20 protein-coding genes and 1 pseudogene are annotated in these 25428 nt (G+C 62.9%); 9 read left to right on the top strand and 12 right to left on the bottom strand.

Annotation, left to right across the window (positions count from 1 at the left end; genetic code table 11):
- Positions 1–5: 5 nt before the first annotated feature.
- The gene (locus BJD12_RS18020) at positions 6–518 is read right to left on the bottom strand and encodes a hypothetical protein (protein WP_005998407.1); all 513 of its coding nucleotides are present in this window, start codon (positions 516–518) and stop codon (positions 6–8) included.
- 200 nt (positions 519–718) lie between these two features.
- Entirely contained in the window at positions 719–1816 is a 1098-nt protein-coding gene (locus BJD12_RS18015; protein ID WP_005998405.1) for an OmpA family protein, read from the bottom strand.
- A 414-nt stretch (positions 1817–2230) separates the two neighbouring features.
- Between BJD12_RS18015 and BJD12_RS18005 the strand changes: the two genes are divergently transcribed.
- The 5 genes from BJD12_RS18005 (at position 2231) to BJD12_RS17985 (ending at position 9849) form a co-directional block, all read left to right on the top strand.
- Positions 2231–3253: a zinc-binding alcohol dehydrogenase family protein gene (locus tag BJD12_RS18005; RefSeq protein ID WP_005998400.1), complete on the top strand. Its 1023-nt coding sequence runs from the start codon at positions 2231–2233 to the stop codon at positions 3251–3253.
- 262 nt (positions 3254–3515) lie between these two features.
- Positions 3516–5555: an NADPH-dependent 2,4-dienoyl-CoA reductase gene (locus BJD12_RS18000; protein WP_042828815.1), complete on the top strand. Its 2040-nt coding sequence runs from the start codon at positions 3516–3518 to the stop codon at positions 5553–5555.
- Between the two features lie 224 nt (positions 5556–5779).
- Positions 5780–7090, top strand: coding sequence for an MFS transporter (locus BJD12_RS17995; RefSeq protein WP_005998396.1), 1311 nt, complete (start codon positions 5780–5782; stop codon positions 7088–7090).
- 1095 nt (positions 7091–8185) lie between these two features.
- Entirely contained in the window at positions 8186–8647 is a 462-nt protein-coding gene (locus BJD12_RS17990; RefSeq protein WP_039419964.1) for a cell wall hydrolase, read from the top strand.
- A gap of 587 nt (positions 8648–9234) precedes the next feature.
- Positions 9235–9849, top strand: a complete 615-nt coding sequence (locus tag BJD12_RS17985) for a glutathione S-transferase family protein (protein WP_005993413.1) — start codon at positions 9235–9237, stop codon at positions 9847–9849.
- 192 nt (positions 9850–10041) lie between these two features.
- Here BJD12_RS17985 and BJD12_RS17980 read toward each other — a convergent pair whose 3' ends face one another.
- Positions 10042–11028: a malate dehydrogenase gene (locus BJD12_RS17980; protein ID WP_005993411.1), complete on the bottom strand. Its 987-nt coding sequence runs from the start codon at positions 11026–11028 to the stop codon at positions 10042–10044.
- A 121-nt stretch (positions 11029–11149) separates the two neighbouring features.
- Positions 11150–11644, bottom strand: coding sequence for a peptidylprolyl isomerase (locus tag BJD12_RS17975; RefSeq protein WP_005993409.1), 495 nt, complete (start codon positions 11642–11644; stop codon positions 11150–11152).
- A gap of 244 nt (positions 11645–11888) precedes the next feature.
- On the opposite strand from BJD12_RS17975, the gene typA reads away from it, so the two are divergent.
- The 3 genes from typA to BJD12_RS17960 all read left to right on the top strand — a co-directional run bounded on the left by typA (position 11889) and on the right by BJD12_RS17960 (position 15922).
- Complete coding sequence (typA, locus tag BJD12_RS17970; protein WP_005993407.1) at positions 11889–13718, top strand: translational GTPase TypA; 1830 nt, start codon at positions 11889–11891, stop codon at positions 13716–13718.
- A gap of 16 nt (positions 13719–13734) precedes the next feature.
- The gene (locus tag BJD12_RS17965) at positions 13735–14205 is read left to right on the top strand and encodes a DUF2127 domain-containing protein (protein WP_005993406.1); all 471 of its coding nucleotides are present in this window, start codon (positions 13735–13737) and stop codon (positions 14203–14205) included.
- A 106-nt stretch (positions 14206–14311) separates the two neighbouring features.
- A complete protein-coding gene (locus BJD12_RS17960) occupies positions 14312–15922 on the top strand; it encodes an amidase (protein ID WP_162096966.1) in 1611 nt (536 codons plus the stop codon).
- Between the two features lie 179 nt (positions 15923–16101).
- On the opposite strand, the gene BJD12_RS17955 is transcribed toward BJD12_RS17960, so the two are convergent.
- Together BJD12_RS17955 and BJD12_RS17950 are read right to left on the bottom strand one after the other, a co-directional pair.
- Positions 16102–17229, bottom strand: a complete 1128-nt coding sequence (locus tag BJD12_RS17955; protein ID WP_039419973.1) for a mechanosensitive ion channel family protein — start codon at positions 17227–17229, stop codon at positions 16102–16104.
- Between the two features lie 85 nt (positions 17230–17314).
- Positions 17315–18712, bottom strand: coding sequence for a class II 3-deoxy-7-phosphoheptulonate synthase (locus tag BJD12_RS17950; protein ID WP_039419975.1), 1398 nt, complete (start codon positions 18710–18712; stop codon positions 17315–17317).
- A 247-nt stretch (positions 18713–18959) separates the two neighbouring features.
- On the opposite strand from BJD12_RS17950, the pseudogene BJD12_RS17945 reads away from it, so the two are divergent.
- Positions 18960–21082: pseudogene (locus BJD12_RS17945) on the top strand (TonB-dependent receptor).
- 442 nt (positions 21083–21524) lie between these two features.
- On the opposite strand, the gene BJD12_RS17940 reads toward BJD12_RS17945, so the two are convergent.
- From BJD12_RS17940 to rpsM, 6 genes are all read right to left on the bottom strand, one after another.
- Positions 21525–22043 (bottom strand): disulfide bond formation protein B, encoded by a 519-nt coding sequence (locus BJD12_RS17940; protein ID WP_005993394.1) that lies wholly within the window; start codon positions 22041–22043, stop codon positions 21525–21527.
- 285 nt (positions 22044–22328) lie between these two features.
- Complete coding sequence (gene rplQ / locus BJD12_RS17935) at positions 22329–22712, bottom strand: 50S ribosomal protein L17 (protein WP_003486665.1); 384 nt, start codon at positions 22710–22712, stop codon at positions 22329–22331.
- Positions 22713–22893: 181 nt separating this feature from the next.
- Positions 22894–23892: a DNA-directed RNA polymerase subunit alpha gene (locus BJD12_RS17930; protein ID WP_002811635.1), complete on the bottom strand. Its 999-nt coding sequence runs from the start codon at positions 23890–23892 to the stop codon at positions 22894–22896.
- Between the two features lie 53 nt (positions 23893–23945).
- On the bottom strand, positions 23946–24572 hold the full coding sequence (gene rpsD, locus BJD12_RS17925; protein WP_002811641.1) for a 30S ribosomal protein S4: 627 nt from the start codon (positions 24570–24572) through the stop codon (positions 23946–23948).
- Positions 24573–24587: 15 nt separating this feature from the next.
- Positions 24588–24980, bottom strand: coding sequence for a 30S ribosomal protein S11 (rpsK, locus tag BJD12_RS17920; protein WP_003486671.1), 393 nt, complete (start codon positions 24978–24980; stop codon positions 24588–24590).
- Positions 24981–24990: 10 nt separating this feature from the next.
- On the bottom strand, positions 24991–25347 hold the full coding sequence (rpsM, locus tag BJD12_RS17915; protein WP_003486672.1) for a 30S ribosomal protein S13: 357 nt from the start codon (positions 25345–25347) through the stop codon (positions 24991–24993).
- Positions 25348–25428 lie beyond the last annotated feature (81 nt).

The raw sequence follows: 25428 nt of genomic DNA, 5'->3' as shown, positions 1-25428 counted from the left end.
GCGGCTTACTTGTTTTCGACCGGCTTGGCGTCAGCCGCCGGTGCTGGCGCCGCTGCTGCCGGGGCTGCGCCAGCGACCGGGCGTGCCTTGACCACACGCACGCCGCGCGACTTCATCCAGGCATCGAATTCTTCGGCAGTCATACGCTTGCCGTTCTGGCTCATGTCGAAGCGCCACGGCGTGTTGTCGAACGCAGTGGTGGCCTTGTACGCGGCTGGGTCGTTCGGGTTGACGGTGCCGCCCGGCGGAATGACCTTGGCCAGATCCTGACAGCCTTCCACGCGTAGGCGCAGCAGCACGCGGTCCACCGATTGATCGCTGCTGTACGGCTGCGCCAGCACGCCGGTGGGCATGCCCAGCTGCACGCTGCGGGTGTAAAACTCGGCGGCCGCCGGTGCGATGACGGTGGCGGGCAACGGCAGCGGCTGGGACACCGTGCTGCCGGCGCAATTCGGAGCGGCGTAGGCGGCGGGAATCAAGGCGAGACAGAGCAATCCTGCCGAAGCGGTACGCAGCATCGTTGGTTCTTCCAGTAAGAGTGTGGTGTCGACGCGGCGAGTGTAGGCAGCGATGAACGCTGTTTCAACCAGAACCGTGCCGAGATGGCAACGCAGACAGCATTGCAGCCTGCGCGCGGAGGAATTTGGGACTTTCGGAGCGCACATAGACAAAACCCGGCGCAAGGCCGGGTTTTGTATGGAACAAGCTAGCGGTCCAATTAGTTCTGGACGTTCAGCTCGGTACGACGGTTCTTCGCACGACCTTCCGGATTGTCGGAACCATCCGGGTTGGCGTTCGGAGCAATCGGGCGGCTTTCGCCGTAGCCGATCGGGCCGACCAGACGCGACGCATCAACGCCGTTCTTGGTCAGGTAGTCGTACACGGTGGTCGCACGACGCTCGGACAGCTTCTGGTTGTACGCGTCGGTACCCTTCGAGTCGGTGTGACCGGCAACCTCGACCTTCAGGTCGGGGTAACGCTTCAGGATCTCGGTCGCTTCGCTCAGGATGGACTGTGCGTCCGGACGCAGGGTCGACTTGTTGAAGTCGAAGTTCACGCCCTTCAGGTCGATCGACACAGGAACCGGGCAGCCGTCCGGACCGATGGTCTGGCCAGGCTGCGAAGCCGGGCACTTGTCGTCGCAGTTGTTGACGCCGTCACCGTCGTCATCCAGGTCTGCGCAGCTCGGAGCAACCGGAGCCGGAGCCGGCGGCGGAGCGGTCGACGGAGCCGGTCCCAACGGGATCACGACACCGACCGAAGCCAGCACGTCGCCGAACCAGTCTTCCTGCGGAGCAGCAACGCTCTGGTCGTTGAAGTCAGCGCGGTAGGCCAGTTCAGCACGCACGGCGACGCGCTTGTCGAAGGTGGTCTGCAGACCGACACCAGCCTTGGCGGCAAAGTTGCCGTCCTTCTGCTGGCCCGGCGAAACCGGGTTCGGAGTCGCGTCGAATTCTTCTTCCGAACGCTGGTAGCCCAGACCGAACAGCAGGTAGGGGTTCCAGCCGCGGCCTTCCTGAATGAAGTGGCGACGCAGGTCGAACGAGATGCCGTACTGGCTCCAGTTCTGATCCTGGTTGGCATCGAAGTTCGGGTTCTGATAGTTCAGTTCACCGTCGATCGACCAGTTCGGGCTGACAAACTTGCCCAGGCCGAGGGTGACGAACGGAGCATCATTGGTCAGACGATCGCTGTCCTGGAAGTTGAAGCCAGCGCTACCGGTCAGGTACCAACGGTCATCGAACTCCTGCGCGGACGCAGCCTGGGCAACTGCCAGACCGCCGAGCAACGCGGCAGTGAGAATTTTCTTGTTCATTTATACAGCTCCTTCTTTGGGAGATAAACCGATAGAGGCGTTGTTCTTGGTAAAGATGCTCGTCACATCCAGAGCCATCGGGGCGCAGATTAAGCCGGCTTCAGTGAAGATCGCGTTAACGGTCATATAACATGTGAAAGCAATCACCAGAGGTGCAAAGCCCAGCCAATACTACGTATACAGTTTCATGAAGGAAAGGACCGGTCACACACTTCCACTAGCTACTCCGTCTGAATGGCAGCCCAACTAAGGCGATTGAATACGGTTCCAGGCATACCTGTTTCCATACCGCGAAGTGATCTTCAAAACCACATTGGTGAACGCAAGACCCCGTCCGAGCTGAATTGTGGGGTCGGTTGTTGCAGCTATCTCATCTCACAACGCACCCTGAACCCCCTACCAGGAGCGCCCCCAATGAAAGCCGTCGCCCTCACCCACTATTTGCCAATCGACGATCCGGCATCGCTGCTCGACATCGACCTGCCTGCTCCCGCGGCGCCGTCGGGGTATGACTTATTGGTACGCGTCGAAGCGATCTCGGTGAATCCGGTCGACACCAAGGTACGTGCGCCCAAGCCCCAGTCGCTGACCGAGCCGAAGATCCTGGGATACGACGCGGCGGGCGTGATCAAGGCGGTGGGACCTGACGTCACCGCGTTTGCTGTGGGCGACGAGGTGTACTACGCCGGCGACATCGGCCGGCCAGGAAGCAATGCGCAATATCAACTGGTGGATGCGCGCATCGCTGGCTGCAAACCCACTTCGCTGAGTTTTGCGCAGGCAGCCGCACTGCCGTTGACCACACTGACCGCCTGGGAGCTGCTGTTTCAGCGTATGCCCTTCGCATTCGATGGCGCACGCAACCGCGGCCGACATCTGTTGATCATCGGTGGCGCCGGTGGGGTGGGATCGATCGCGATTCAGTTGGCGCGCCATGCCGGCTTCACGGTGATCGCCACCGCTTCCCGCCCGGAGAGCATCGAATGGGTGCGCCAGATGGGCGCACACCATGTCATCGACCATCACCAACCGCTGCATCCGCAGCTGCAGGCATTGGGCCTGCAACAGGTGGATGCGGCGCTGAATCTGGCCGACACCGACCGCTACTGGCAACAGGTGGGCGAGGTCCTGGCGCCGCAGGGGCATGTAGGCCTGATCGTCGAGCCACGCGGCCCGCTGATGATTGGCGACCCCTACAAATCCAAGTGCATCGGCATCCACTGGGAACTGATGTTCGCGCGGTCGCGTTACGCCACCGACGACATGGTCGAGCAGCATCGCATCCTTAATCGTGTTGCAAGCCTGATCGACGCTGGCGAGCTGCGCACGACGCATACCGAAACGCTATCGCCGATCAATGCCAACAACCTGCGCGACGCGCATCGGCGGTTGGAGACCGGTAGCACCATCGGCAAGCTGGTGCTTGCCGGCTGGTAGCCGCCGCGAGTGGCGCCGCCTGTTTGCATGGCAACCCTACAGACACGGCGGGCCGACTCCCAGGTTGGGCTGGGTCAGCGCTTGATCCATTATCATCGCTAGCGGTCAGACGCTGCGCATGAGGGCCTGCGCCTGACAGGTAGTGGAATCGGCCAACCTGCAGCTGCAGCGGCGCCAGCGGAGCCAAATCGACACCCGGGGACTTGCCGCCACGCGCGTTTGCCTGCATCGTGCGCACTCCGTACGCCAGCGTATCCATATCATGTCGCCCGCCACCGGCCCTTCCGCCCTGTCGTTCCCGCACCTGTTCACACCACTCGATCTGGGTTTCACCCAAGTGCGCAATCGCGTACTGATGGGCTCGATGCACACCGGGCTGGAGGATCGTGCGCGCGATTTCCCCAGGCTGGCCGCCTATTTCGCCGAGCGGGCAGCGGGCGGCGTCGGCCTGATCGTCACTGGCGGCTTCTCGCCGAACGTGGTGGGTTGGCTCAAACCTTTCGGCGGCAAGCTGTCGTGGCCCTGGGAAGTACGTCCGCACCGCCAGGTCACCCGCGCAGTGCACGAACACGGCGCCAAGATCTGCATGCAGTTGCTGCACGCCGGGCGCTATGCGTATCACCCGTTGTCGGTGGCGCCGTCCAAACTGCAGGCACCGATCAACCCGTTCACCCCGCGCGCGTTGTCCGCAGCGGCGGTGGATCGGCAGATCGCCGCGTATGCACGCGCCGCGCGGCTGGCGCGCGAGGCCGGCTATGACGGCGTCGAGGTGATGGGCTCGGAAGGCTATCTGATCAACGAGTTCACCGCCGCGCGTACCAACAAGCGCAGCGATGCCTGGGGTGGCGACGCAACCAAGCGCATGCGGTTTGCGGTGGAGATCGTGCGCCGTATCCGCGAAGCCTGCGGGCCGGACTTCATCATCATCTACCGGCTATCGCTGGTGGACTTGGTCGAAGACGGCAACCAGTGGCAGGAGATCCTGGCGCAGGCGCAGGCCATCGAAGCCGCCGGCGCGACCATCATCAACTCCGGCATCGGTTGGCATGAAGCCCGCGTGCCGACCATCGCTACCTCGGTGCCACGCGCCGCATTTGCCGGCGTCACCGCCAAGCTCAAACCGCATCTGCGCATTCCGGTGGTGGCGAGCAACCGCATCAATATGCCGGAGGTGGCAGAACGCATCCTGTCCGACGGTGCAGCGGACATGGTGTCGCTGGCACGCCCGCTGCTGGCCGACCCGCAGTGGACCAACAAGGCCCGCGCCGGCCAGTCACACACCATCAACACGTGTATCGCCTGCAACCAAGCCTGCCTGGACCATGTGTTCGAAAACAAACTGGCCACCTGCCTGGTCAACCCGCGCGCCGTGCACGAAACCGAACTGATCTACACACCCACCGCGACGCCCAAGCGCATCGGCGTGGTCGGCGCGGGACCTGCAGGCCTGGCTTGCGCAACAGTGGCGGCCGAACGCGGGCATCGCGTCACCTTGTTCGATGCGGGCAGCGAAATCGGCGGGCAGTTCAATATCGCCAGGCGTATTCCGGGCAAGGAAGAATTCAACGAAACGCTGCGGTATTTCCGTCACCGTATCGAAGCGACCGGCGTGCAGCTGCGTCTGGACACGCACGTGCAGGCAGCAGATCTCAAGGACTTCGACGAGGTCGTGCTGGCAACCGGCATCGAGCCGCGCAAGGTCGACTTTCCCGGTGCCGATCACCCCATGGTGGTGAACTACCTGGATATAGTGCTGGGCCGGCATGTAGCTGCCCCCAAGGTAGCGATCATCGGCGCAGGCGGCATCGGTTTCGATGTCGGGGAATTTCTGGTGCACGCCGGGGAGTCACCGGCGCTGGATCCGCAGCGCTGGATGGCCGAATGGGGTGTGGATCCGACCTTTGAAGCGCGCGGCGCGCTGGCCAAGCCGCAACCCGAGCGCCCTTCCCGTCAGGTCTGGCTGCTGCAGCGTAGCGCCGGGCGGCCGGGTGCTCGCCTGGGCAAGACCACCGGCTGGATCCACCGCGCAACGCTCAAGGCCAAGGGCGTCAAGATGCTAGGCGGCGTGGAGTATCTGGGTGTGGACGACGCCGGTCTGCGCATTCGCGTAGAGGGCAACGAGCAACTGCTCGATGTCGGCACCGTGGTGATCTGTGCCGGTCAGGAACCGCGACGCGAGCTGCTGGCCGCGCTGCAGGCCAACGGCCAGCAACCGCATCTGATCGGCGGTGCGGACGTGGCCGCAGAACTGGACGCGAAACGCGCGATCAACCAGGCCAGCCGACTCGCTGCGCTATTGTGATACGTGCGCTCACCAGATGAGTCGGTACCGCGCCATCCCGGAAAGATAACCATCGCATTGCAAGCCCCTCTTCGCTTGGAAGGGGCCTCTGAAGTTGCGGCGCAATGCCTGCCGCCCTGCCTACGATAGCGGCCTCATTGCGAACTCGCGTTCGCGCGCATGCCCCCCTTCTTCTTAATGTCTTGGATCGGCGTTATAAGCGGCGGATGCCGCCATCGCCGAAAATGCCCCCGCGCACTGCCCTGTCGATGGAAACGTTGCTGGCGTACACCGCCGCGCACGTCGGCAAAAGCCTGCTCTGGTACACCGGCGAGCTGTTGCTGATCTTCGCTCTGACCGAATACGTGGGGTTGGGGGCAACCGCCGCTGGCGTGTCGGTCGCTGCCGGGCTACTGGTCAGTGCAGCAATGGGGCTGTTCACTGCGCGCCGCTGGCATGCCGGCGTCAGCCTGGCATGGGCCGGGCGCGCGCAATGGCGAGGCATCGCGATGGCTGCGGTGACGATGTCATTGCTGTTTCTGGTTCCGCTATTACCACCACCTGTACGCCTGCCGTGCGTGCTGTTACTCAGTCTGCCGTTTCGCGCGGCGTACGCCATCGGTGATGTTGCACAAAACACATTGCTTGGACTCAGCTGTTGGCCATGGCGTGGAGCACAAGGCGTAAGCGCACTACGCTTGATCGGTAGCGGTCTGGCTGCCTTGTCGATGAGCGCAGCGATCGGGCTTCTGCTTTCCAGGCCGCATGCGGGTGCTGCTACCGCCATGGCAGTTGTTTGCAGTGCGAGCTGTATCGCAGTGTCCTCGTCGTGGTGGTTGCGCCAGACGCTGCAATCGCAGACGCACGACATCAAGAGCGTGCCTGCCCATCGATCGGGTGCGCCATCGCGTCACCATCAACTGTTGCCGCTAGTGGTGATTGCGATGCTGTCACTAACCTTACCCACGTTTACCAAACTGGCGCCATATCTGGCGCAAACACTGGTCGTTTCGCGACGTTGGGGCAGCGCGGTGCTGATTAGCTACGCCATTGGCTCGGTGATCGTACAACCGCTGGCAGCGCGCCTGCATACAGGAGCTTTCCGACGACTGGGGTATAGCGGTGCCGTGCTGGCCGGCTGTGGGCTGCTGTTTGCGATGCAGACAACGCGCGGCATCTGGCTGGATGCGGCATTGGCACTTTGCGTGGGCATGGCGGCGGGCAGCGCCGGACAATGGGTCTGGGCGCGTCATTGCGAACTTTCTACGCAGTACGGCCCGGCACAACAAGCTCACCGCTTCGCCACACTGACAGCGCTGGCCCAGGTTGCGCTTGCGCTGGGTAGTGCTGCCATCGGCATCCTGCTACGCCTGTACAACGATCATGGCGCCGCTCAGGCGCAGCTGGCATGGTCGATGGCGATTGGGCCCGTCGTCTGCGGCGCGGCTTGTGTGCTGTTGGCCTGGAGCAGCCGTATGTCGCTAGAACGACGGCTGCCCGCCGAAACCGCACCGACATCGACGCCGCTAAAAACGTGGCTGCGCCCGTGGGGATGAATGATACGTAGATCATCGAAGACAACAGAGCGCCGCTATGTCGTTGGATCTGCATCAAAACAGTTAGCGGCAAAAAATGTCAGGCAGCAGCCCGGGTGGATGATGAGGGCGCACTGGACCAAAGCTGACGCGTTGCATATGCCGCACCGCACACTGGCCGAGCACGTAGGGCGGCTGCGCCGTTTTTCTAGACGCTGTCAGCGCCACTCTCCTTAATGGCTAACTTGGCAGGCACTGGACAAGAATTCTTTCGCTGTAATTGCGAAGTCGCCTGCTTGTCCAATACGCGTAGGTGCCCGACTCACTCCGTCACATTGATGCTGCGATTGCAGGCAGGCGTGTGATCGCAGATTGGAGTTAGCATCCACCGATGATGCGCATGAACGTTGCGCAGGACCGTGATGAAAGCGCCGCACAGCTTGGCACTCTCGACCGATTGCCTAGCGAGAGGTATCCAAAGCAAATTGCACGCGGCAGTCGAGCAACCAAGATCGCGATAGCCTAGCCCTCGGTTTTGCTGCGATGCCATCGCAAACGCGACGTTCGAAATTGAATGCGACTCTCATGCGCATATCCGCAGGCAACAAAGTGCTCAACGAAGTCGATGTGTGCGATACATGCGCGCAAATCACGTGCAACTGAATATCATTTTATTAGGCAATAACGCGCACACTCGCCCCGCGCTTTTTTCGCTCATCAGACAGCTTGTGCAGCCTGCGTGAAAGCAGAACGCTTCACCACTTAGCTGCGCCGTTCGCGACCTTTCAAGGCCGAACACAGTGCGCAATCAGCTGTCGCCGAGCGAATGCGACGCGAGTCGCTTCGTGAGTTGCTCTACGCGGAGTTGACGCAATGCCGACGCAGCCGATGCCATGCCGCGTCAAGCCTGCCCATTCAGCCAAGATTGTGTGATCGCCGCCTACCTTGCGCCAACTTTTTGACCCACCGCATTTGGTGGGCACCTTCGGTAAATCTCGCTTTCGCCGAAGACCGGGCGACCCGTGACAGGTCGCCTCCCCATGACGCCAAGCCTTTCGCACTGGTGCATCCACCTTAGATGCTCTGCGGACTGGCCCATACGGAGCAAGGAGTTGTATGAAGATGATTTGGATATTCTGGCTGGCGCAATTGATGCCACAGCCAGCTGCAGATTCGCTGTGTTTGAGTACCACCGTTTACCTGGAAGCACGCGACCAGACCTTGCGCGGCCAGCAGGCCGTGGCAGAAGTTGCGTTGCGTCGGCTGGACAGCGGCTTGTGGGGCAACTCGATGTGTGAGGTGGTCACCGCACGCAAACAGTTCGCACCGACGATCGTCTCGCCGGGCACACAGTTGAAGAACGACGATGCCTGGAACAAGGCGCTGGGTGTCGCGCTCGCGGCAGAACAGAACTGGGCGTTGCCAGTGGGCCAGCGCAAGGAAATCGTGCCAGGCGCGAGCCACTTTGCTGCAAGCGCAATCGCCAGCCCGAGTTGGCGTAATGCGTACCAGGTTGCCACCATCGGCGATCACACCTTCTACCGTGTGCAGAAGCTGCGCCCACGTACTGCGTCGTAGCGACACGATAGGTTGATAGCACGCCGCAGTGTGTCCGCACCGTTGCGACACCGCGCTCAGCCAACAACTCAATAGTCTGGCGCCAGCAGCTCAGTGGCCGATTCTGCGCACGATGCCTCTAGGTGGGCGCGAGCGCCCGATGTGCGCTACCAGCAAGCTGTGACGCGTAACTACATCGACGACAGGCAGCGTGACTGGTCTGTCCACCACGGCCACGCAGACCAGCATGGCCACCCGTGGATCGACATCAAACCGTTTCGCAAGGTGGCCAACACAATACTGAGCACAACACACTCGCGATGGTGAACAGCGGCTCAAACATTGCGCCAGACGCTCCATTTCCTCGCCGCTTCACGTTTGCGCGATTGCAGAACTGCCGCACTCGCTATCGATACGACGGCGTTGCCAGAACACCAGGCCATGCCCGTTTTGCACTGGGATGCATTTCAACGCAACGCAGCGCGCTGCCCGTCGCGCCAGAGGACGCGATACGCCCCTCGACGCATGGCCACACTGAGGATCTGAAGACCGCACAACTGGCCGCCAACCCGGCTAAGCTTGCGCACCCTCTGGCTCACTGGATTCACATGAAGCTCTACACCAAGCCCGGCGCCTGTTCGCTTGCAGACCACATCGTGTTGCGCTGGTCCGGGCTTCCGTTCGACCTGGTTGTGGTCGATGCCGCCACGATGAAGTCGCCCGAGTATTTGCAGCTCAATCCCGCAGGCGCAGTGCCGTTGCTGGTGGTCGATGACTGGGCGTTGACTCAGAACGCAGCCATCCTGAATTACATCGCCGATGTTGCGCCGCTCAGCAGCCTGGGCGGTGACGGCAGCGCGCGTCGCCGCGCCGAAATCAATCGCTGGATCGCCTTTTCGAATGCCGATGTGCATCCGACCTTCAAGCCGATCTTCGGCAGCACGGCGTATCTGCAGGACGAGGCATTGATTGCGCGCAGTCATGACGATGCACGCAGCAAGTTGCGCGTTCTCTACACGCGCGTTGACGCGCACCTGCAGGGCCGCGAGTGGTTGGCCGGCGACAGCCATACCGGCGCCGATGCCTATCTGTTCGTGACCTTGCGGTGGGCCAATAAAGCCGGCGTCGACCTCACCGGTCTGACCGCACTGGATGCGTTCTTCAAGCGCATGCAGGCCGATGCCGATGTACAGGCCGCGCTGAAGGCCGAAGGCCTGTCGTAATCGGCAAGGCTGTGTGACGGATGACTCAACGTCATGCGGCAGGTCAACTCATCACATCGCTTACAGGTCATCGCGACGCATTGCCGCACACGATCACAACAGATCGCGCTCCGCATGCAGGCCAAGTGCCTGCATGCGGACAAAAAAACGCCGGGCAGTGCCCGGCGTTCTTGTGGCAATGACTGCTGAGACTCAGCTCAGCAGATGCGCCACGCCGCTGCGCTCTTCTTCCAGCTCGGCCAGGGTCTTGTCGATGTACTTCTGGCTGAAGTCGTCGATCGGCAGATCCTTGACGATGGTGTACTTGCCGTTTTCGGTGGTGACCGGGAAGCCGAACATCACGCCTTCCGGAATGCCGTAGGAGCCGTCCGACGGCACGCCCATCGTCACCCATTTGCCGTTGGTGCCCAGCACCCAGTCATGGATGTGGTCGATGGCGGCATTGGCGGCGGAAGCGGCCGAGGACAGGCCACGGGCTTCGATGATCGCCGCGCCACGCTTGCCGACGGTCGGGATGAAGGTGCCGGCATTCCATTCCTGGTCGTTGATCGCATCGCCGACAGAGGCGCCGTCGGCGGTGGCGAAACGGTAATCCGGATACATGGTCGGGCTGTGGTTGCCCCACACTGCCAGCTTCTCGATGCCGGCCACCGGCTTGCCAAGCTTGGCCGAGAGCTGGCTCAGCGCGCGGTTGTGGTCAAGGCGCAGCATGGCGGTGAAATTCTTCGGGTCCAGGTCGGGCGCCGACTTCATCGCAATATAGGCATTGGTGTTGGCCGGGTTGCCGACCACCAGCACCTTCACGTCGCGCTTGGCGACCTTGTTCAGGGCCGCGCCCTGCGCGGTGAAGATCTCCGCGTTGGCCAGCAGCAGGTCCTTGCGCTCCATGCCCGGGCCGCGCGGACGCGAACCGACCAGCAGGGCGACATCGATGTCCTTGAAGGCCACTTCGGCGTCGTCGGTACCGACCATGCCGGCCAGCAGCGGGAACGCGCAGTCTTCCAGTTCCATCATCACGCCCTTGAGGGCGGCCTGGGCCTTCTCGATCGGCAGTTCAAGCAACTGCAGAATGACCGGCTGGTCCTTGCCCAGCATTTCGCCGGAGGCGATGCGGAACAGCAGGGCATAGCCGATCTGGCCGGCAGCGCCGGTCACAGCAACACGAACAGGTGCTTTCATGGGGTGTTTCCTCTGCTAAAAAGCGTTGGTGGGGGTGGCGCGCTGGCGGGGCGCAAGGCCTGGCGGCGCGCGTTGACAAGCAAACGGTCGCGCAAGGCGGCCGTTCGACGGGGGGCTGCGATCAGGCGGCGAGGATCTTGTTCCACTCCGCGACGCGGTCGGCCTTTGCGGCCAGCACGGCGTCGGTGTCGCCTTCGATGGTGAGCGTATTGATGGTGTCGCCCTGGGCGACGCTGTCCACCACGTCCAGGCCCTGGATGACCTTGCCGAACACGGTGTGCTTACCGTCCAGCCACGGGGTGGCGGTGTGGGTGATGAAGAACTGGCTGCCATTGGTGTTCGGGCCGGCATTGGCCATGGACAGCACGCCGCGCTCGTGGCCGACGCCGTTGTTGGCTTCGTCTTCAAAACGATAGCCCGGGCCGCCGCGGCCGGAACCTTCCGGGCAACCGCCCTGGATCATGAAATCGGCGATGACGCGGTGGAAGCTCAGGCCGTTGTAGAAGCCGCGCTTGGCCAGGTTGACGAAGTTGGCCACGGTGAGCGGGGCCTTCTCCGGATACAGTTCAACAACGATCGGGCCGCGGGACGTGTCGAAAGTGGCGATCAGGGACATGGAAATCCTTGCAGGTTCTGGGGTGATCAACAGCCCATTAGGATACACCCGGGCGCGTGGACGACCGCGCAGGTACGACCATGGTCCAAGGCCGTTGCCGGGCGTCGTGTCGAGCAGCGATCACGCCGCCTGAATGGGCGATCTGAATCAACTTGCGCCAATCCGCAACGGCAGCGCAACGAAACCGCTATAATGTCGGGCTTACCTCATCTCAAGACTGGCGCCAGACAGGGGCCCTTTCCGCATGTCCATTGAAAAACTCCGCAATATCGCCATCGTCGCGCACGTTGACCATGGCAAGACCACCCTCGTCGACTGCCTGCTGAAGCAGTCCGGCACCCTGTCCGAACGCACCGTCTTGGCTGAGCGTGTGATGGACAGCAACGATCAGGAAAAGGAACGTGGCATCACCATCCTGGCCAAGAACACGGCCATTACCTGGAACGGCAACCGCATCAACATCGTCGACACCCCGGGACACGCCGACTTCGGTGGCGAAGTCGAGCGCGTGCTGTCGATGGTGGATTCGGTGCTGATCCTGGTCGACGCGATGGACGGCCCGATGCCGCAAACCCGCTTCGTGACCCAGAAGGCCTTTGCGATGGGCTTCAAGCCGATCGTGGTGGTCAACAAGATCGACCGTCCCGGCGCACGCCCGGACTGGGTCATCGACCAGGTGTTCGACCTGTTCGACAAGCTCGGCGCCACCGACGAGCAGCTGGACTTCCCGATCGTCTACACCTCCGCGTTGAATGGCTACGCCAGCCTGGATTCGGATGTGCGCGACGGCGACATGACCCCGTTGTACGAAGCGATCATGCAGCACGTGTCGGCTCCGGACGTCGATCCGGATGGCCCGTTCCAGATGCGCATCAGCCAGCTGGACTACAACAACTTCGTCGGCGTGATCGGCATCGGCCGCATCCAGCGCGGCGTGCTGAAGAAGAACATGCCGGTCAGCGTGATCGACCGCGAAGGCAAGAAGCGTCAGGGCAAGGTGCTGCAGGTGCTGGGCTTCCTGGGCCTGGAGCGGATCGAGCAGGACACCGCCGAGGCCGGCGACATCGTCGCCATCTCCGGCGTGGCCGAGCTGACCATTTCCGACACCGTGTGCGCGCTCGAGCACCCCGAATCGCTTCCGGCGCTGACCGTGGACGAGCCCACCATCTCGATGACCTTCCAGGTCAACAACTCGCCGTTCGCCGGCAACAAGGACCTGTCCGGTGGCAAGTTCCTGACCAGCCGCCAGCTGCGCGACCGTCTGGACCGCGAGAAGGTGCACAACGTTGCGCTGAAGGTCGAGGAAGGCTCCGACGCCGACAAGTTCCTGGTCTCCGGCCGTGGCGAATTGCATCTGTCGGTGCTGATCGAAAACATGCGTCGCGAAGGCTACGAGCTGGCCGTGTCGCGCCCGGAAGTCATCATCAAGGAAATCGACGGCAAGCAGATGGAGCCGATCGAACAGCTGGTGGTGGACATCGAAGAACAGCACCAGGGCGGCGTGATGGAAAAGCTGGGCACCCGCAAGGGCCAGCTGAAGAACATGGAGCCGGACGGCAAGGGCCGCGTGCGCCTGGATTACATGATCCCGGCGCGTGGCCTGATCGGCTTCCAGAACGAGTTCCGCACCCTGACCCAGGGGTCGGGCCTGCTGTTCCACGTGTTCGACCATTACGGCCCGAAGGAACAGGGCGCCATCGCCAAGCGCCAGAACGGCGTGATGATTGCCAACGCACCGGGCGCGACGCCGGCCTATGCGCTGGGGCCGTTGGAAGAGCGTGGCCGTCTGTTCGCCGCTGAAGGCGACAACGTGTACGAAGGCCAGCTGATCGGTATCCACTCCAAGGACAACGATCTGACCGTCAACGCGATCAAGACCAAGCCGCTGACCAACATGCGCGCTTCGGGCAAGGACGACGCGATCAAGCTGACCCCGGCGATCAAGTACACGCTGGAACAGGCGCTGGACTTCATCGAGGACGACGAGCTGGTCGAAGTCACCCCGAAGGAAATCCGCCTGCGCAAGAAGTTCCTGACCGAAAGCGACCGTAAGCGCGCTGGCCGTTCCGGCTAAGCACTGGCGTCCAATCGTGAGCAAGACGCCCTACAGCCCGGATCCGCGCGCGCATCCGGGCCTCCACGCGATCGCCTTGCTAGAGGCGATCAAGGGCGGGCTTGCGCTGCTGGCGGCGACGGGCCTGGAAATTCTGGGCCCGCTCCCGCTGCAGCATGCGGTCAGTACGCTGATCCGCCGTTTCAACCTGGATCCGGACCACGGCGCATTGCCGTCGTTACTCAAGACCATCAGCCCCGATGCGGTGCATCTGGCTGCCGCCGCCATGCTGGCCTACGGCCTGCTGCATGTGGTGGAAGCCTGGGGTCTGTGGCGTGCCAAGGCCTGGGCTTCGGTACTGGGCTGCCTGTCGGCGGCCATCTATCTGCCTTTCGATATCTACGCCATCGTCCGCCACCCTGGCTGGACCGCCTGGGCCGTGCTCGCGATCAACCTGATCGTGGTCGGCGTGCTGGCACGCGATCTGGTCAAACGCCGACGCCGCTGATCCTGCATGCCCATCCACGGGCAGCGCCAGCACGTTGTCACCCCGACGCAGCGACGTTAGCCTGCGCGACGTCTCCCGCGGAAAACCGCCGATGCGCTCCACCACCTTGTGCGTTGCGTTGCTGCTGGCGCTGTCCGGCTGTGTGCATACCGATGACCCGCGCCCGGTCACCGGCACCACGTCGGCTGCCACACCGCTCGACCTGATCGAGGCCGATGTCGCCGGCCTGCAAGCCCGCATGACCCGGGGCGATACCACCAGCCTGGCCCTGACGCGCGCCTACCTGCAGCGGATCGACACCATCGACCGCGCCGGCCCCACGCTCAACGCTGTGATCGAGCGCAACGCGCAGGCCGAAGCGGACGCCCGCGCCCTGGACGCGGAACGCGCTGCCGGCCGCGTGCGCGGACCGTTGCACGGCATCCCGGTGCTGCTCAAGGACAACATCGACGCCGTGCCGATGGTCAATAGCGCCGGCTCGCTGGCCCTGTCCGCGTTTCGCCCTTCCCGCGATGCATTCCTGGTGCAGCGCCTGCGCGCGGCCGGCGCGGTGATCCTGGGCAAGACCAACCTCAGCGAATGGGCCAACTTCCGTTCCACCCAGTCCAGTTCCGGCTGGAGCGGCCGCGGCGGGCTGACCCGTAATCCGTACGCACTGGATCGCAATCCCTGCGGCTCCAGCGCCGGCACCGGCGCGGCGATTGCCGCCAGCCTGGCCACCGTGGGCATCGGCACCGAGACCGACGGCAGCATCACCTGCCCGGCCTCGGTCAACGGCCTGGTCGGGCTGAAGCCGACGGTAGGCCTGGTCAGCCGCGACGGCATCATCCCGATTTCGGCAAGCCAGGACACCGCCGGGCCGATGACGCGCAGCGTCGCCGACGCGGCTGCGTTGTTGCAGGCGATCGCCTCACCCGACCCGCAAGACCCGGCCACGGGCAATGCGCCGTCGCCCACACCAGACTATCTCGCCCACCTCACACCCGATGGCCTGCGCGGCGCGCGCCTGGGCCTGCTGCGCAATCCCCTGCGCGAGGATCCCGCGATCGCCGCCGCGTTGGACCGCGCCGTGCAGACCTTGCGTGCGGCAGGTGCCACGCTGATCGAAACCCGCCTGGCGACCGATGGGCAGTGGGATGCCGCTGAGCAAACGGTTCTGTTAGTCGAATTCAAGGCCGGCTTGAATGCCTACCTGCGCAGCCGTGCCGCGCCGGTCAAAGACCTGGACGCGCTGGTCGCCTTCAATCGCGCCAATGCGCAGCGCGAGATGCCCTACTTCGGCCAAGAGTTGTTCGAGCAGGCGCAGGCTGCGCCGGGGCTGGAGGACCTGGCTTATCTGAGCGCGCGTGCCAGCGCCAGATGGCTTGCCGGCGAACAAGGCATCGACGCAGCACTGAAAGCCGACCGCCTGGACGCCTTGATCGTGCCGACCACCGGCGCCGCCTGGGTCACCACACTCGACAAGGGCGACACCTTTCCCGGTGCCGGCTACGGCGCTGCGGCAGTGGCCGGGTATCCCAGCCTGAGCGTGCCGATGGGGCAGACCCAGGGCCTGCCGCTCGGGTTGTTGTTCATGGGCACAGCCTGGAGCGAGCCACGGCTGATCGAACTGGCCTACGCCTACGAGCAACGCAGCCACGCGCGGTTTGCGCCCCGCTACGCGCCGAGCGCACCGCCGGCGACACCGGGCGCATCGCAACCGAAGACGGCCGACTGACCGCACCGCAAAGCGGCACGTCCGCGGTGCAAGCAACGACATGCTGCGACTGCACCACCAGGATGTCGCACTGCTTGTCGCCCAGGCAACGGCGCACCGCCCTGTGTCGATACGCCGCACCGGAGAAGCGGGTGGCCGCTAGCGCGCGCCACTGCGACCAGGCGCGCCAGCAGGCAACGCTAGAGCGATGCTGCAGGCTCGCCGTCTTCCGCCCCCGGCGAACGCACGCTCTCCGGGGAGATCGGTTCTGCGGCACGCGACACCGGCTTTTCCTGCGCTGCAATTTCGGCGCGGATCCTGGGCAACGCGTATGCGTGCTCGCGGGTCAGAAAGTCGATCATACGCTCGCGTACCAGGCAGCGCAGATCGAACGCGTCGCCAGAATTACGCGCGCTCACCAACAGGCGGACCTGGATGGTGTTGTCGCTGGTATCGGTGATCTGGGTGACGCAGACGCGTCCATCCCACAGCGGCTCGCTCTGGCAGATGCGCTCCAGTTCCGCGCGCACCGCCGCGATAGGCGTGCGGTAATCCAACCACAGGAATGCGGTACCGAGCAGGTCCGCACTGGCCCGGGTCCAGTTCTGGAACGGGTTTTCGATGAACCAGGTGAGCGGCACTACCATGCGCCGCTCATCCCAAATACGCACCACCACATACGAGCTGCCGATCTCTTCGATCCGCCCCCACTCGCCTTCCACGATCACCACATCGTCCAGGCGAATCGGCTGGGTCAGCGCAATCTGCAGGCCGGCGATCAGGTTGCCGAAGACCGGTTTGGCCGCGATACCGGCTACCAGCCCGATGATGCCCGCCGAGGCCAGCAGGGTCTTGCCGATCTGGCGCACCTGCTCGAAACCGAGCAGCACCACCGAGATACCAAGCAGGATCACCGTGCCCATCACCACGCGACTCAAGACCCGTGTCTGGGTCTGGATGCGTCGCGCGGTGAGGTTGTCGGAGACTTCGATGGGGTTGCTGCGCAGGATCGCCGCCTCGCCGGCGGCCACCGCTCGCACCAACAACCAGGTAATGCAGCCGACGATGCCGACATGCAACAGGCTCTGCAGCGCAGTCAGCCCCTTGCCTTCCAGAGGAATCGCTTCTGTGGCGATCCGCAGAAACAGCAATGGCAGGATGAACGCCGCCGGCAACGTGACCACGCGAATGATGCGCGCACGGCGATAGTCGCGTCCCTGCATGCGGCGAAACAGCCACAGCATCAGCGACCAGGTGACGGCGCCGGCCAACAGCGCGGCGCCCAGTGGAATTGCGTATTCGCGGATGACGTTCCAATCGGCAGTCAAACCGTTCCTCCTGTGGGGGGAGAGAGGGATGGCTGCAGGAGCATGCCGCATGCGGCATGAGCATCACGTCATGCGCACAATGCGGTCACGCACCCAGCGGCTGCGAACTTACCTGTTGCTGCTTACGCACGATCGCCATCGCAATTTCCAGCGACTGCTCATAGTTCAAGCGCGGGTCCACACTGGAGCGGTACGCGCGCTCCAGATCGCGCTCGGTCAGCTCGCGCGCACCGCCGGTGCATTCGGTGACATCTTCGCCGGTGAGCTCCAGATGCACGCCGCCCAGCCGCGTACCGGCCGCCGCATGCAAGTCGAACGACAACTCCACTTCGCTGCGGATGTTGTCGAAACGCCGGGTTTTATAGCCGTTTCCGGTGCTTTCGGTATTGCCATGCATCGCGTCGCAAACCCACAACACGCGCCGGCCATCGCGCTTGACCGCATCCAGCAGCGGCGGCAATTTCTCTGCAATCTGTGTTGCCCCCATGCGATGGATGAAGCTCAAACGTCCGGGTTCGTCCTCCGGGTTGAGCACATCGATCAGGCGCAGCAATTGGTCCGGCTGCACCGACGGCCCGACCTTGATCGCGATCGGATTGCGCACGCCACGCAGATATTCCACGTGCGCGCCATCCAGCGCTGCGGTGCGCATGCCGATCCACGGGTAGTGCGTGCTGAGGTTGAACCAGCCCCACTGACGCGGCACCTGACGGGTCAGGCCTTCTTCGTAGGGCAGCAACAGCGCTTCGTGCGAGGTATAGAAGTCGATGCGATTGAGGTTGTACACCTCAGAGCCGGACAGGGTTTCCATGAAGCGCACCGCATCGCCGATCGAGGACACCATCTTCTGATAGTCCGCCGCCAGTGGCGAATAGCCCACCCAGTCCAGATTCCAGTATTCGGGGTGATGCAGGTCGGCGAAGCCGCCATCGATCAGCGCACGCACGAAATTCATCGTCATCGCCGAGCGCGAATGCGCGGTGATCATGCGACGCGGGTCGGGCACGCGCGCAGCTTCGGTGAAGGCCGGCGCATTGATCACATCGCCGCGGTAGCTGGGCAATGTCACGCCATCGCGCGTCTCGGTATCGGCCGATCGCGGCTTGGCGTACTGTCCGGCAAAGCGACCCACCCGCACCACCGGCAGGCGCAGGCCATGCACCAGCACCAAGCTCATTTGCAGCAGCACTTTCAGCCGATTGGAGATCGTGCCCGACTCGCAATCGCTGAAATTTTCCGCGCAATCGCCGCCCTGCAGCAGGAAGCGCTTGCCTTCCTGCGCCTCTGCCAGCTGGCGCTTGAGGGCGAAGATCTCCCACGAGGTCACCAGCGGTGGCAACTGCCCCAACTCGTCCATCGCAGCCTGCAGGGCAGACTGATCCGGATACACCGGCAGCTGCAGTGCGGGTTTGTCCCGCCAGCTGCCGGGCGCCCACGCGGGAGCGGCAGAATCGGACACGGGAGAAGGGGGGGAAGGATTCATGGCAACAGCACTCCTGGACAGCCTGCGATGGTGGCAGAGCTGGTGCGTCACGCAAAGCACTGATCTGCCTGACGACGTGCCTGGGCGAAGCGATTGCTGACGTGGCAAGGCATGCCGCGCAGACGAGCGCGACTGAACGGCGAACAAAGCCACCCGCCCAGGCATGACTTTCAGCCTACGCTAGCGCCCGCTCATGAGCAGAATGTTATGAGGTAACACATCCTCCCTAGCCCGTCCTGCGACCGCCATGACTCCTCGCCTCCTCTCCGCTGCCATCGTTTCCGTCCTGTTGTCCTCCGTTGCCGGCACTGTACTGGCCGCAAATGCAGCTGCCGCGCAAACCACTGACATGGACACCGTCACCGTCACCGCCAAGCTCGAAGCCGCGCGCAACGCCCTGTCACCGGATATCGGCAGCAGCCAGTTCGTCATCACCGCCGACGACATCGACCGCCTGCCGCTCGGCGCGTCCACCCCACTTAACCAGGTGCTGCTGCAAGCGCCGGGTGTGGTGCAGGATTCGTATGGCGGCATCCATGTGCGCGGCGACCATGCCAACCTGCAGTACCGCATCAACGGCGTGATGCTGCCCGAGTCCATCTCCGGCTTTGGCCAGAGCCTGGAACCACGCATCATCAAGAACCTCAAACTGCTCGATGGCGCCTTGCCCGCGCAGTTTGGCGACCGCACCGCCGCGGTGGTGGACATCACCACCAAGACGGTGCCGAACTGGGCAATGGCGGCAGTGTCGGCATCACCGGGGGCTCGTACGACACGGTCAATCCAAACGCATCGCTGTGGGGAAGTAGCGGGCGCTGGAGCTGGTTCGTCACCGGCGATTACGAGCAGAACACGCACGGGCTGGAAAACCCGGTCGACAGCCGCTCGCCCCAGCACGACAAGACCCGTCAGGGCAAAGGCTTTGCCGATCTGAGTTATCTGATCAATGAGAACACCCGGCTCAGCCTGTTGGTCGGCTATGCCAACAACCGCTTTCAAATCCCCAATAATCCCGGCCAGACCCCGGCATTCGATTACCTGGGCACCACCGATTTCGACTCCTCGCGCCTGGACGAAAATCAGCGCGAAACCACCCGTTTCGGTACCTTGGCACTGCAAGGCACGCTTGGCGGGACCAGCTATCAGCTGTCGGCCGGCCAGCGCTATAGCAGCGTCGCGTTCTCGCCCGATGTTGCCGGCGATCTGATCTTCAACGGCATCGCCTCGCAGGTGGACCGCAGCAATCGCGCCAACACCGTGCAGGCGGATTTCTCCACGCCCTGGGGCAGCGCGCACACGCTGCGCTATGGCCTGTATGGCAACTTCGAACACGCCATCGCCAGCAACAATTCTTTTGTCTTCCCCGCCGATGCCGACGGCAACCAGAGCAGCAACGTGCCGGTGTTCATTCCCGATAGCAGCCGTTTCCACGCCAGCACCTACGCGCTGTATCTGCAGGACGAATGGAAAATCGGTGAGGACTGGACGGTCAACTACGGCGTGCGCGGCGACCGCTACAAGGCCTTCGGAGCAAGCGAGGGGCAGCTCAGCCCGCGTCTGGGCGTAGTCTGGACAGCAAGCGACAGCACCACCGTGCACGCAGGCTACGCGCGCTACTTCACCCCGCCTGCCAGCGAGCTGATCTCCACCAGCGATATCGCGCTGTACGACGGCACCACCAACCAGCAATCCACCGGCGGCGGCCCGACCACGCCGTTGAGCGAACGCAGCGACTACTACGACCTCGGCATTTCGCAAGTGGTGAGCGATCACCTGACCCTGGGCCTGGATACTTACTACCGCAAGGCCGACCGATTGCAGGACGAAGGCCAATTCGGCGCCGCCTATGTCTATTCCACCTTCAACTATCGCTACGGCCGCATCCGTGGCGCAGAGTTTAGTGCTGACTACAGCAATGGCCCGGTGACCGCATATTTCAACCTGGCCTATAGCAAGGCCATGGGCAAGCAGGTCATGACCAGCCTGTACAACTTCGACCCGGATGCCCTTGCGTACGCTCAAAACGACTGGATCCATCTGGACCACGACCAGAAGCTGACGTCCTCCGGCGGCATCAACTATGTCTTCGGCGACAGCAGTCGGATCGGGGCCAATTACCTCTACGGCAGCGGCCTGCGTACCGATACCGACACCGTGCCCAACGGCGGCGAGCTGCCCTCGTACTTCCAGTTGAACCTGAGTGCCGGGCACGATTTCGCGCTCACCGCGCACCCGCTGCACGCGCAACTGGCCGTCCTCAACGTGTTGGATCGCAGCTACCAGCTACGCGACGGCGGCGGCATCGGTGTGTTCGCACCGCAGTGGGCACCTCGCCGCGGTGTTTACCTGAGCCTGCAGCAGACCTTCTGAGCGCGTCGCCAGACGCACTGTTACATACACAACGAGGCAAGGATCTGGTCGATCCCAGGTCCTTACTGCCTGTGTGGGATTAACAACCAGCACGACCTGACCGGGATGCGTCAAAACCTGATCACAGGGCACGCGGACGAGCGGTTTACCGCCGCGTTTTGACATCCGCCACTGCCTGCCTACTCAGGCGACACACATCGGTGCCGGTGCAGCCAACGATGTAATTGGCGCACTCAGGAAGCGCCGTGCCGAGCCGACACGTTGCTGCAATCTGTCCCCTGATGACGTCGAACGGATTATTCGAAGCACCAAAGCAAAAGCAGCCAAAGAGTAACCATGCGGCGGAGTGCTTAAAGGATTCAAGCGCTCGCAGCACTGGTTCAAGCGCCGCCCTTGCTGCCCTTCGATCGGCACAGCGCTACCAGCCAGAATCGACGCAATGTCAGTGATGGACAGATGTCCGACGCGCTTTAAAACCGGCGTACAGCGCCCACAAGGCCAACGAGACGAACCACACCATGCTCCACATCGGCATGCTCAGGCCCAAGAACCGCCAATCGATATTGCCGCAATCCCCGGTGCCGGTCAGCACGGTGCGGAACACTTCAAAGGGCCCCATCGTCTCGCTCAGAAAGCTCAGCGGCGGGCCGCACGACGACATCATGTCCTTAGGCCGGATCTGCACCCACACATGTCGCGCCGCGATGCCCATGCCCACACCTGCGGCGATAAAACTCAGCACGCCGTAGACCTTGCGCCCACCGGCAGCACGCGGCCCATGCAACGCGCCAAGCAGAAAAAGCACCGCCAGCGCCGCGAACGCGATCCGCTGAAAAATACACAGCGGACACGGCTCCAGCCCCAGGTGCAACTGCACATAGATGGCGTAGGCCAGCAGTCCAGCACACGCAAGAAACCCCAACAGAAACTGCGCCCGGAAACTCCAACGGAATGGATTCATCGTGACCGCTTGCCTAGGACCAGGGCATCGATTATCAGCCATGACCGGCGCCATGACCACGAATGCATGCGCCTGCCGAAGCGCCTGCTACGACGTACTGCAACATCTGCGCAGCGCTGTTCGCGCTATCGGTTTCGTGCAGAGCGGTTGCCCCTACTGCTGCACCGCAATCAGGCTAAAACAGCCATGCAATCCAACGCTGCATCGATCGATAACCCAACCGCTCCCATAAAAAAAGCCCGGCGCGAGCCGGGCTTTTTCGAGAATCTTGACGAAGCGATCCGATTACTCGGCCACTTCTTCCGCCACGACCGGGCGGTCGACCAGCTCGACATACGCCATTGGCGCATTGTCACCGGCACGGAAGCCGGCCTTCAGGATGCGCAGGTAGCCGCCGGGACGGGTCGCGTAACGCGGGCCCAGTTCGACGAACAGCTTGCCCACCGCTTCCTTGTCGCGCAGGCGAGCGAACGCCAGACGACGGTTTGCCACGCCATCGACCTTGCCGATGGTGATCAGCGGCTCGGCGACGCGACGCAATTCCTTGGCCTTCGGCAAGGTGGTCTTGATCAGCTCGTGCTTGAACAGCGAAGCAGCCATATTGCGGAACATGGCTTCGCGGTGCGCGCTGGTGCGGTTGAACTTACGACCGGATTTCTGGTGACGCATGAGTTTGGTTTCCTAAGGAATATTGAGACTGCTTCAGAGACGTTGTCGCCATCCTGGCGCTGTTGAATGGACTGCGGTTGGTCCGAACCGGCCGTCCTTCGACCGGGTGTCACCGCGGGCTTTGGCCCGTCGATGTGGAAAAACAAACATGGGCGCCCGAAGACGCCCATGCAGTGACGCATTAACCAAGCATGCCGTGCTGGGCAACACCGGCCGGCGGCCAGTTCTCCAGCTTCATGCCCAGCGCAAGACCGCGCTGTGCCAGCACTTCCTTGATTTCGGTCAGCGACTTCTTGCCCAGATTCGGGGTCTTGAGCAGCTCCACTTCGGTCTTCTGGATCAGATCGCCGATGTAGTAGATGCTCTCGGCCTTGAGGCAATTGGCCGAACGCACGGTCAGCTCAAGGTCGTCGATCGGGCGCAGCAGCACCGGATCCACGCCGCTGGCAGCCGGCTTGGCCGCACCGCGATCGCGGTGGGTGAAATCGCCGAACACCGACAGCTGATCGCTGAGGATGTCGGCGGCGGTGCGCACGGCTTCCTCGGCATCGATCGTGCCGTTGGTTTCGATATCGATCACCAGCTTGTCGAGGTCGGTACGCTGTTCGACACGCGCAGCTTCCACAGCGTAGGCAACGCGACGCACTGGCGAGAACGACGCATCCAGCATCAGACGACCGATGGTGCGGGTCTCTTCGTCCGGACGACGACGGGCGGCGGCCGGCTGGTAGCCGAACCCACGCTCGATCTTCAGGCGCATGTTCAGTGCGGTGTCTTTGGTCAGGTGGCAGATCACATGGTCGCCGTTGATGATCTCAACGTTGTGATCGGTCCTGATGTCGGCCGCAGTGACCGTGCCCGGACCCTGCTTGGACAACGACAGCGTTGCGCTGTCGCCACTGTGCATACGAATCGCCACGTCTTTCAGGTTGAGCAGGACGTCAAGCACGTCTTCCTGCAGCCCTTCGACCGTGGTGTACTCGTGCAGCACGCCGTCGATCTCGACCTCGGTGATCGCAAAACCGGGGATCGACGACAACAGCACACGACGCAGGGCATTGCCCAGCGTGTGCCCGTAACCGCGCTCCAAGGGCTCGATCACGACCTTTGCGCGATTGTCGGTAAGACGTTCGATCTGCGGACCACGGGGGCGCAGAACCTGGTTGGCGGTAACCGTCATGTTGCGGGGTCTCCTGCGAACCTCCGGCGGTGCCGAAGGCTCTCCAATGTGAATTACTTCGAATACAACTCGACGATCAGCGCTTCGTTGATATCCGAAGGCAGGTCAGCGCGATCCGGAACGGCCTTGAACACGCCGCTGAACTTCTTCGAATCGACTTCGACCCACGACGGCGTCATGTCGTGCTGCTCAGCCACGGTCAGGGCTTCCTGCACGCGGAGCTGCTTTTGTGCCTTTTCCGACAGCGTGATCGCATCGCCAGCCTTGATCTGGTACGAAGCCAGATTCACCGACTTGCCATTGACCAGCACGCCACGGTGCGACACCAGCTGGCGCGCTGCCGGACGGGTGACGGCAAAGCCCATGCGGTAGCAGACGTTGTCCAGACGGGTTTCCAGCAACTGCAGCAGGTTCTCGCCGGTGTTACCCTTCTTGGTCGAGGCCTTCTTGTAGTAGTTGCGGAACTGACGTTCCAGCAAGCCGTAAATGCGCTTGACCTTCTGCTTTTCGCGCAGCTGGGTTGCGTAGTCGGAGAGCTTGCCCTTGCGAGCCGCGCCGTGCTGGCCGGGCTTCTGCTCAAGCTTGCACTTGGAGTCCAGCGCACGCGCCGGGCTCTTGAGGGAAAGGTCGGCGCCTTCGCGGCGCGCGAGCTTACAGGTAGGACCGATATAACGAGCCATTTCTTATCGCTCCCTTTAGACGCGACGCTTCTTCGGCGGACGGCACCCGTTGTGCGGGATTGGCGTCACGTCGATGATGTTGGTGATCTTGTAGCCCACGTTGTTCAACGAACGCACGGCCGACTCACGGCCCGGACCCGGACCCTTGATACGTACTTCCAGCGACTTCACGCCGTAATCGAGCGCAGCGCGGCCAGCCTTTTCGGCGGCAACCTGGGCAGCGAACGGGGTCGACTTACGCGAACCACGAAAACCGGCGCCGCCGGACGTAGCCCACGACAGTGCATTGCCCTGGCGATCAGTGATGGTGACGATGGTGTTGTTGAACGAAGCGTGGACGTGAGCGACGCCGTCAGTGATGACGCGCTTGATCTTCTTCTTCGTTTTCTTTTCTGCTGGCTTTGCCATGATCTATCCCTTACTTCCTGATCGCCTTGCGCGGACCCTTACGGGTGCGGGCGTTGGTACGGGTGCGCTGACCACGCAGCGGGAGACCACGGCGATGACGCAGACCGCGATAGCAGCCCAGGTCCATCAGTCGCTTGATCGCGATACCGATTTCGCGGCGCAGGTCGCCTTCGACGACATACTTGCCGACTTCGGCGCGCAGGCGCTCGATTTCGGGTTCGGACAGATCACGAATCTTCGTGGTCGAGGTAACACCTGCGGATTCGCAGAGCTTCTTCGAACGGGTACGGCCGATGCCGTAGATGCTTTGCAACCCGACCCAGACGTGCTTCTGGGCTGGCAGGTTGACGCCTGCAATACGCGCCATGACGCGATTCTCCAACTGAGTGATGGCCCGACGGCGCCCAAGCGCCATCCGGCAGGATGGATCAAAAGTGAACTTGGAATT

This window comes from Xanthomonas vesicatoria ATCC 35937, from assembly GCF_001908725.1.
Taxonomy (GTDB): domain Bacteria; phylum Pseudomonadota; class Gammaproteobacteria; order Xanthomonadales; family Xanthomonadaceae; genus Xanthomonas; species Xanthomonas vesicatoria.
Note: the sequence above shows the minus strand (reverse complement) of the source record. Positions and strands in the feature narration are given on the sequence as shown.

Bases quoted from the DNA above. Each gene is read 5' to 3' on its own strand.
- BJD12_RS18020 (WP_005998407.1), bottom strand. From the start codon at position 518: ATGCTGCGTACCGCTTCGGCAGGATTGCTCTGTCTCGCCTTGATTCCC.
- rpsK (WP_003486671.1), bottom strand. From the start codon at position 24,980: ATGGCAAAGCCAGCAGAAAAGAAAACGAAGAAGAAGATCAAGCGCGTC.
- BJD12_RS17985 (WP_005993413.1), top strand. From the start codon at position 9,235: ATGAAGCTCTACACCAAGCCCGGCGCCTGTTCGCTTGCAGACCACATC.
- rplQ (WP_003486665.1), bottom strand. From the start codon at position 22,712: ATGCGTCACCAGAAATCCGGTCGTAAGTTCAACCGCACCAGCGCGCAC.
- BJD12_RS17975 (WP_005993409.1), bottom strand. From the start codon at position 11,644: ATGTCCCTGATCGCCACTTTCGACACGTCCCGCGGCCCGATCGTTGTT.
- BJD12_RS17940 (WP_005993394.1), bottom strand. From the start codon at position 22,043: ATGAATCCATTCCGTTGGAGTTTCCGGGCGCAGTTTCTGTTGGGGTTT.
- rpsM (WP_003486672.1), bottom strand. From the start codon at position 25,347: ATGGCGCGTATTGCAGGCGTCAACCTGCCAGCCCAGAAGCACGTCTGG.
- BJD12_RS17995 (WP_005998396.1), top strand. From the start codon at position 5,780: ATGCCCCCGCGCACTGCCCTGTCGATGGAAACGTTGCTGGCGTACACC.
- BJD12_RS17990 (WP_039419964.1), top strand. From the start codon at position 8,186: ATGAAGATGATTTGGATATTCTGGCTGGCGCAATTGATGCCACAGCCA.
- rpsD (WP_002811641.1), bottom strand. From the start codon at position 24,572: ATGGCTCGTTATATCGGTCCTACCTGTAAGCTCGCGCGCCGCGAAGGC.
- BJD12_RS18015 (WP_005998405.1), bottom strand. From the start codon at position 1,816: ATGAACAAGAAAATTCTCACTGCCGCGTTGCTCGGCGGTCTGGCAGTT.
- typA (WP_005993407.1), top strand. From the start codon at position 11,889: ATGTCCATTGAAAAACTCCGCAATATCGCCATCGTCGCGCACGTTGAC.
- BJD12_RS17930 (WP_002811635.1), bottom strand. From the start codon at position 23,892: ATGACGGTTACCGCCAACCAGGTTCTGCGCCCCCGTGGTCCGCAGATC.
- BJD12_RS17980 (WP_005993411.1), bottom strand. From the start codon at position 11,028: ATGAAAGCACCTGTTCGTGTTGCTGTGACCGGCGCTGCCGGCCAGATC.
- BJD12_RS18005 (WP_005998400.1), top strand. From the start codon at position 2,231: ATGAAAGCCGTCGCCCTCACCCACTATTTGCCAATCGACGATCCGGCA.
- BJD12_RS18000 (WP_042828815.1), top strand. From the start codon at position 3,516: ATGTCGCCCGCCACCGGCCCTTCCGCCCTGTCGTTCCCGCACCTGTTC.
- BJD12_RS17950 (WP_039419975.1), bottom strand. From the start codon at position 18,712: ATGAATCCTTCCCCCCCTTCTCCCGTGTCCGATTCTGCCGCTCCCGCG.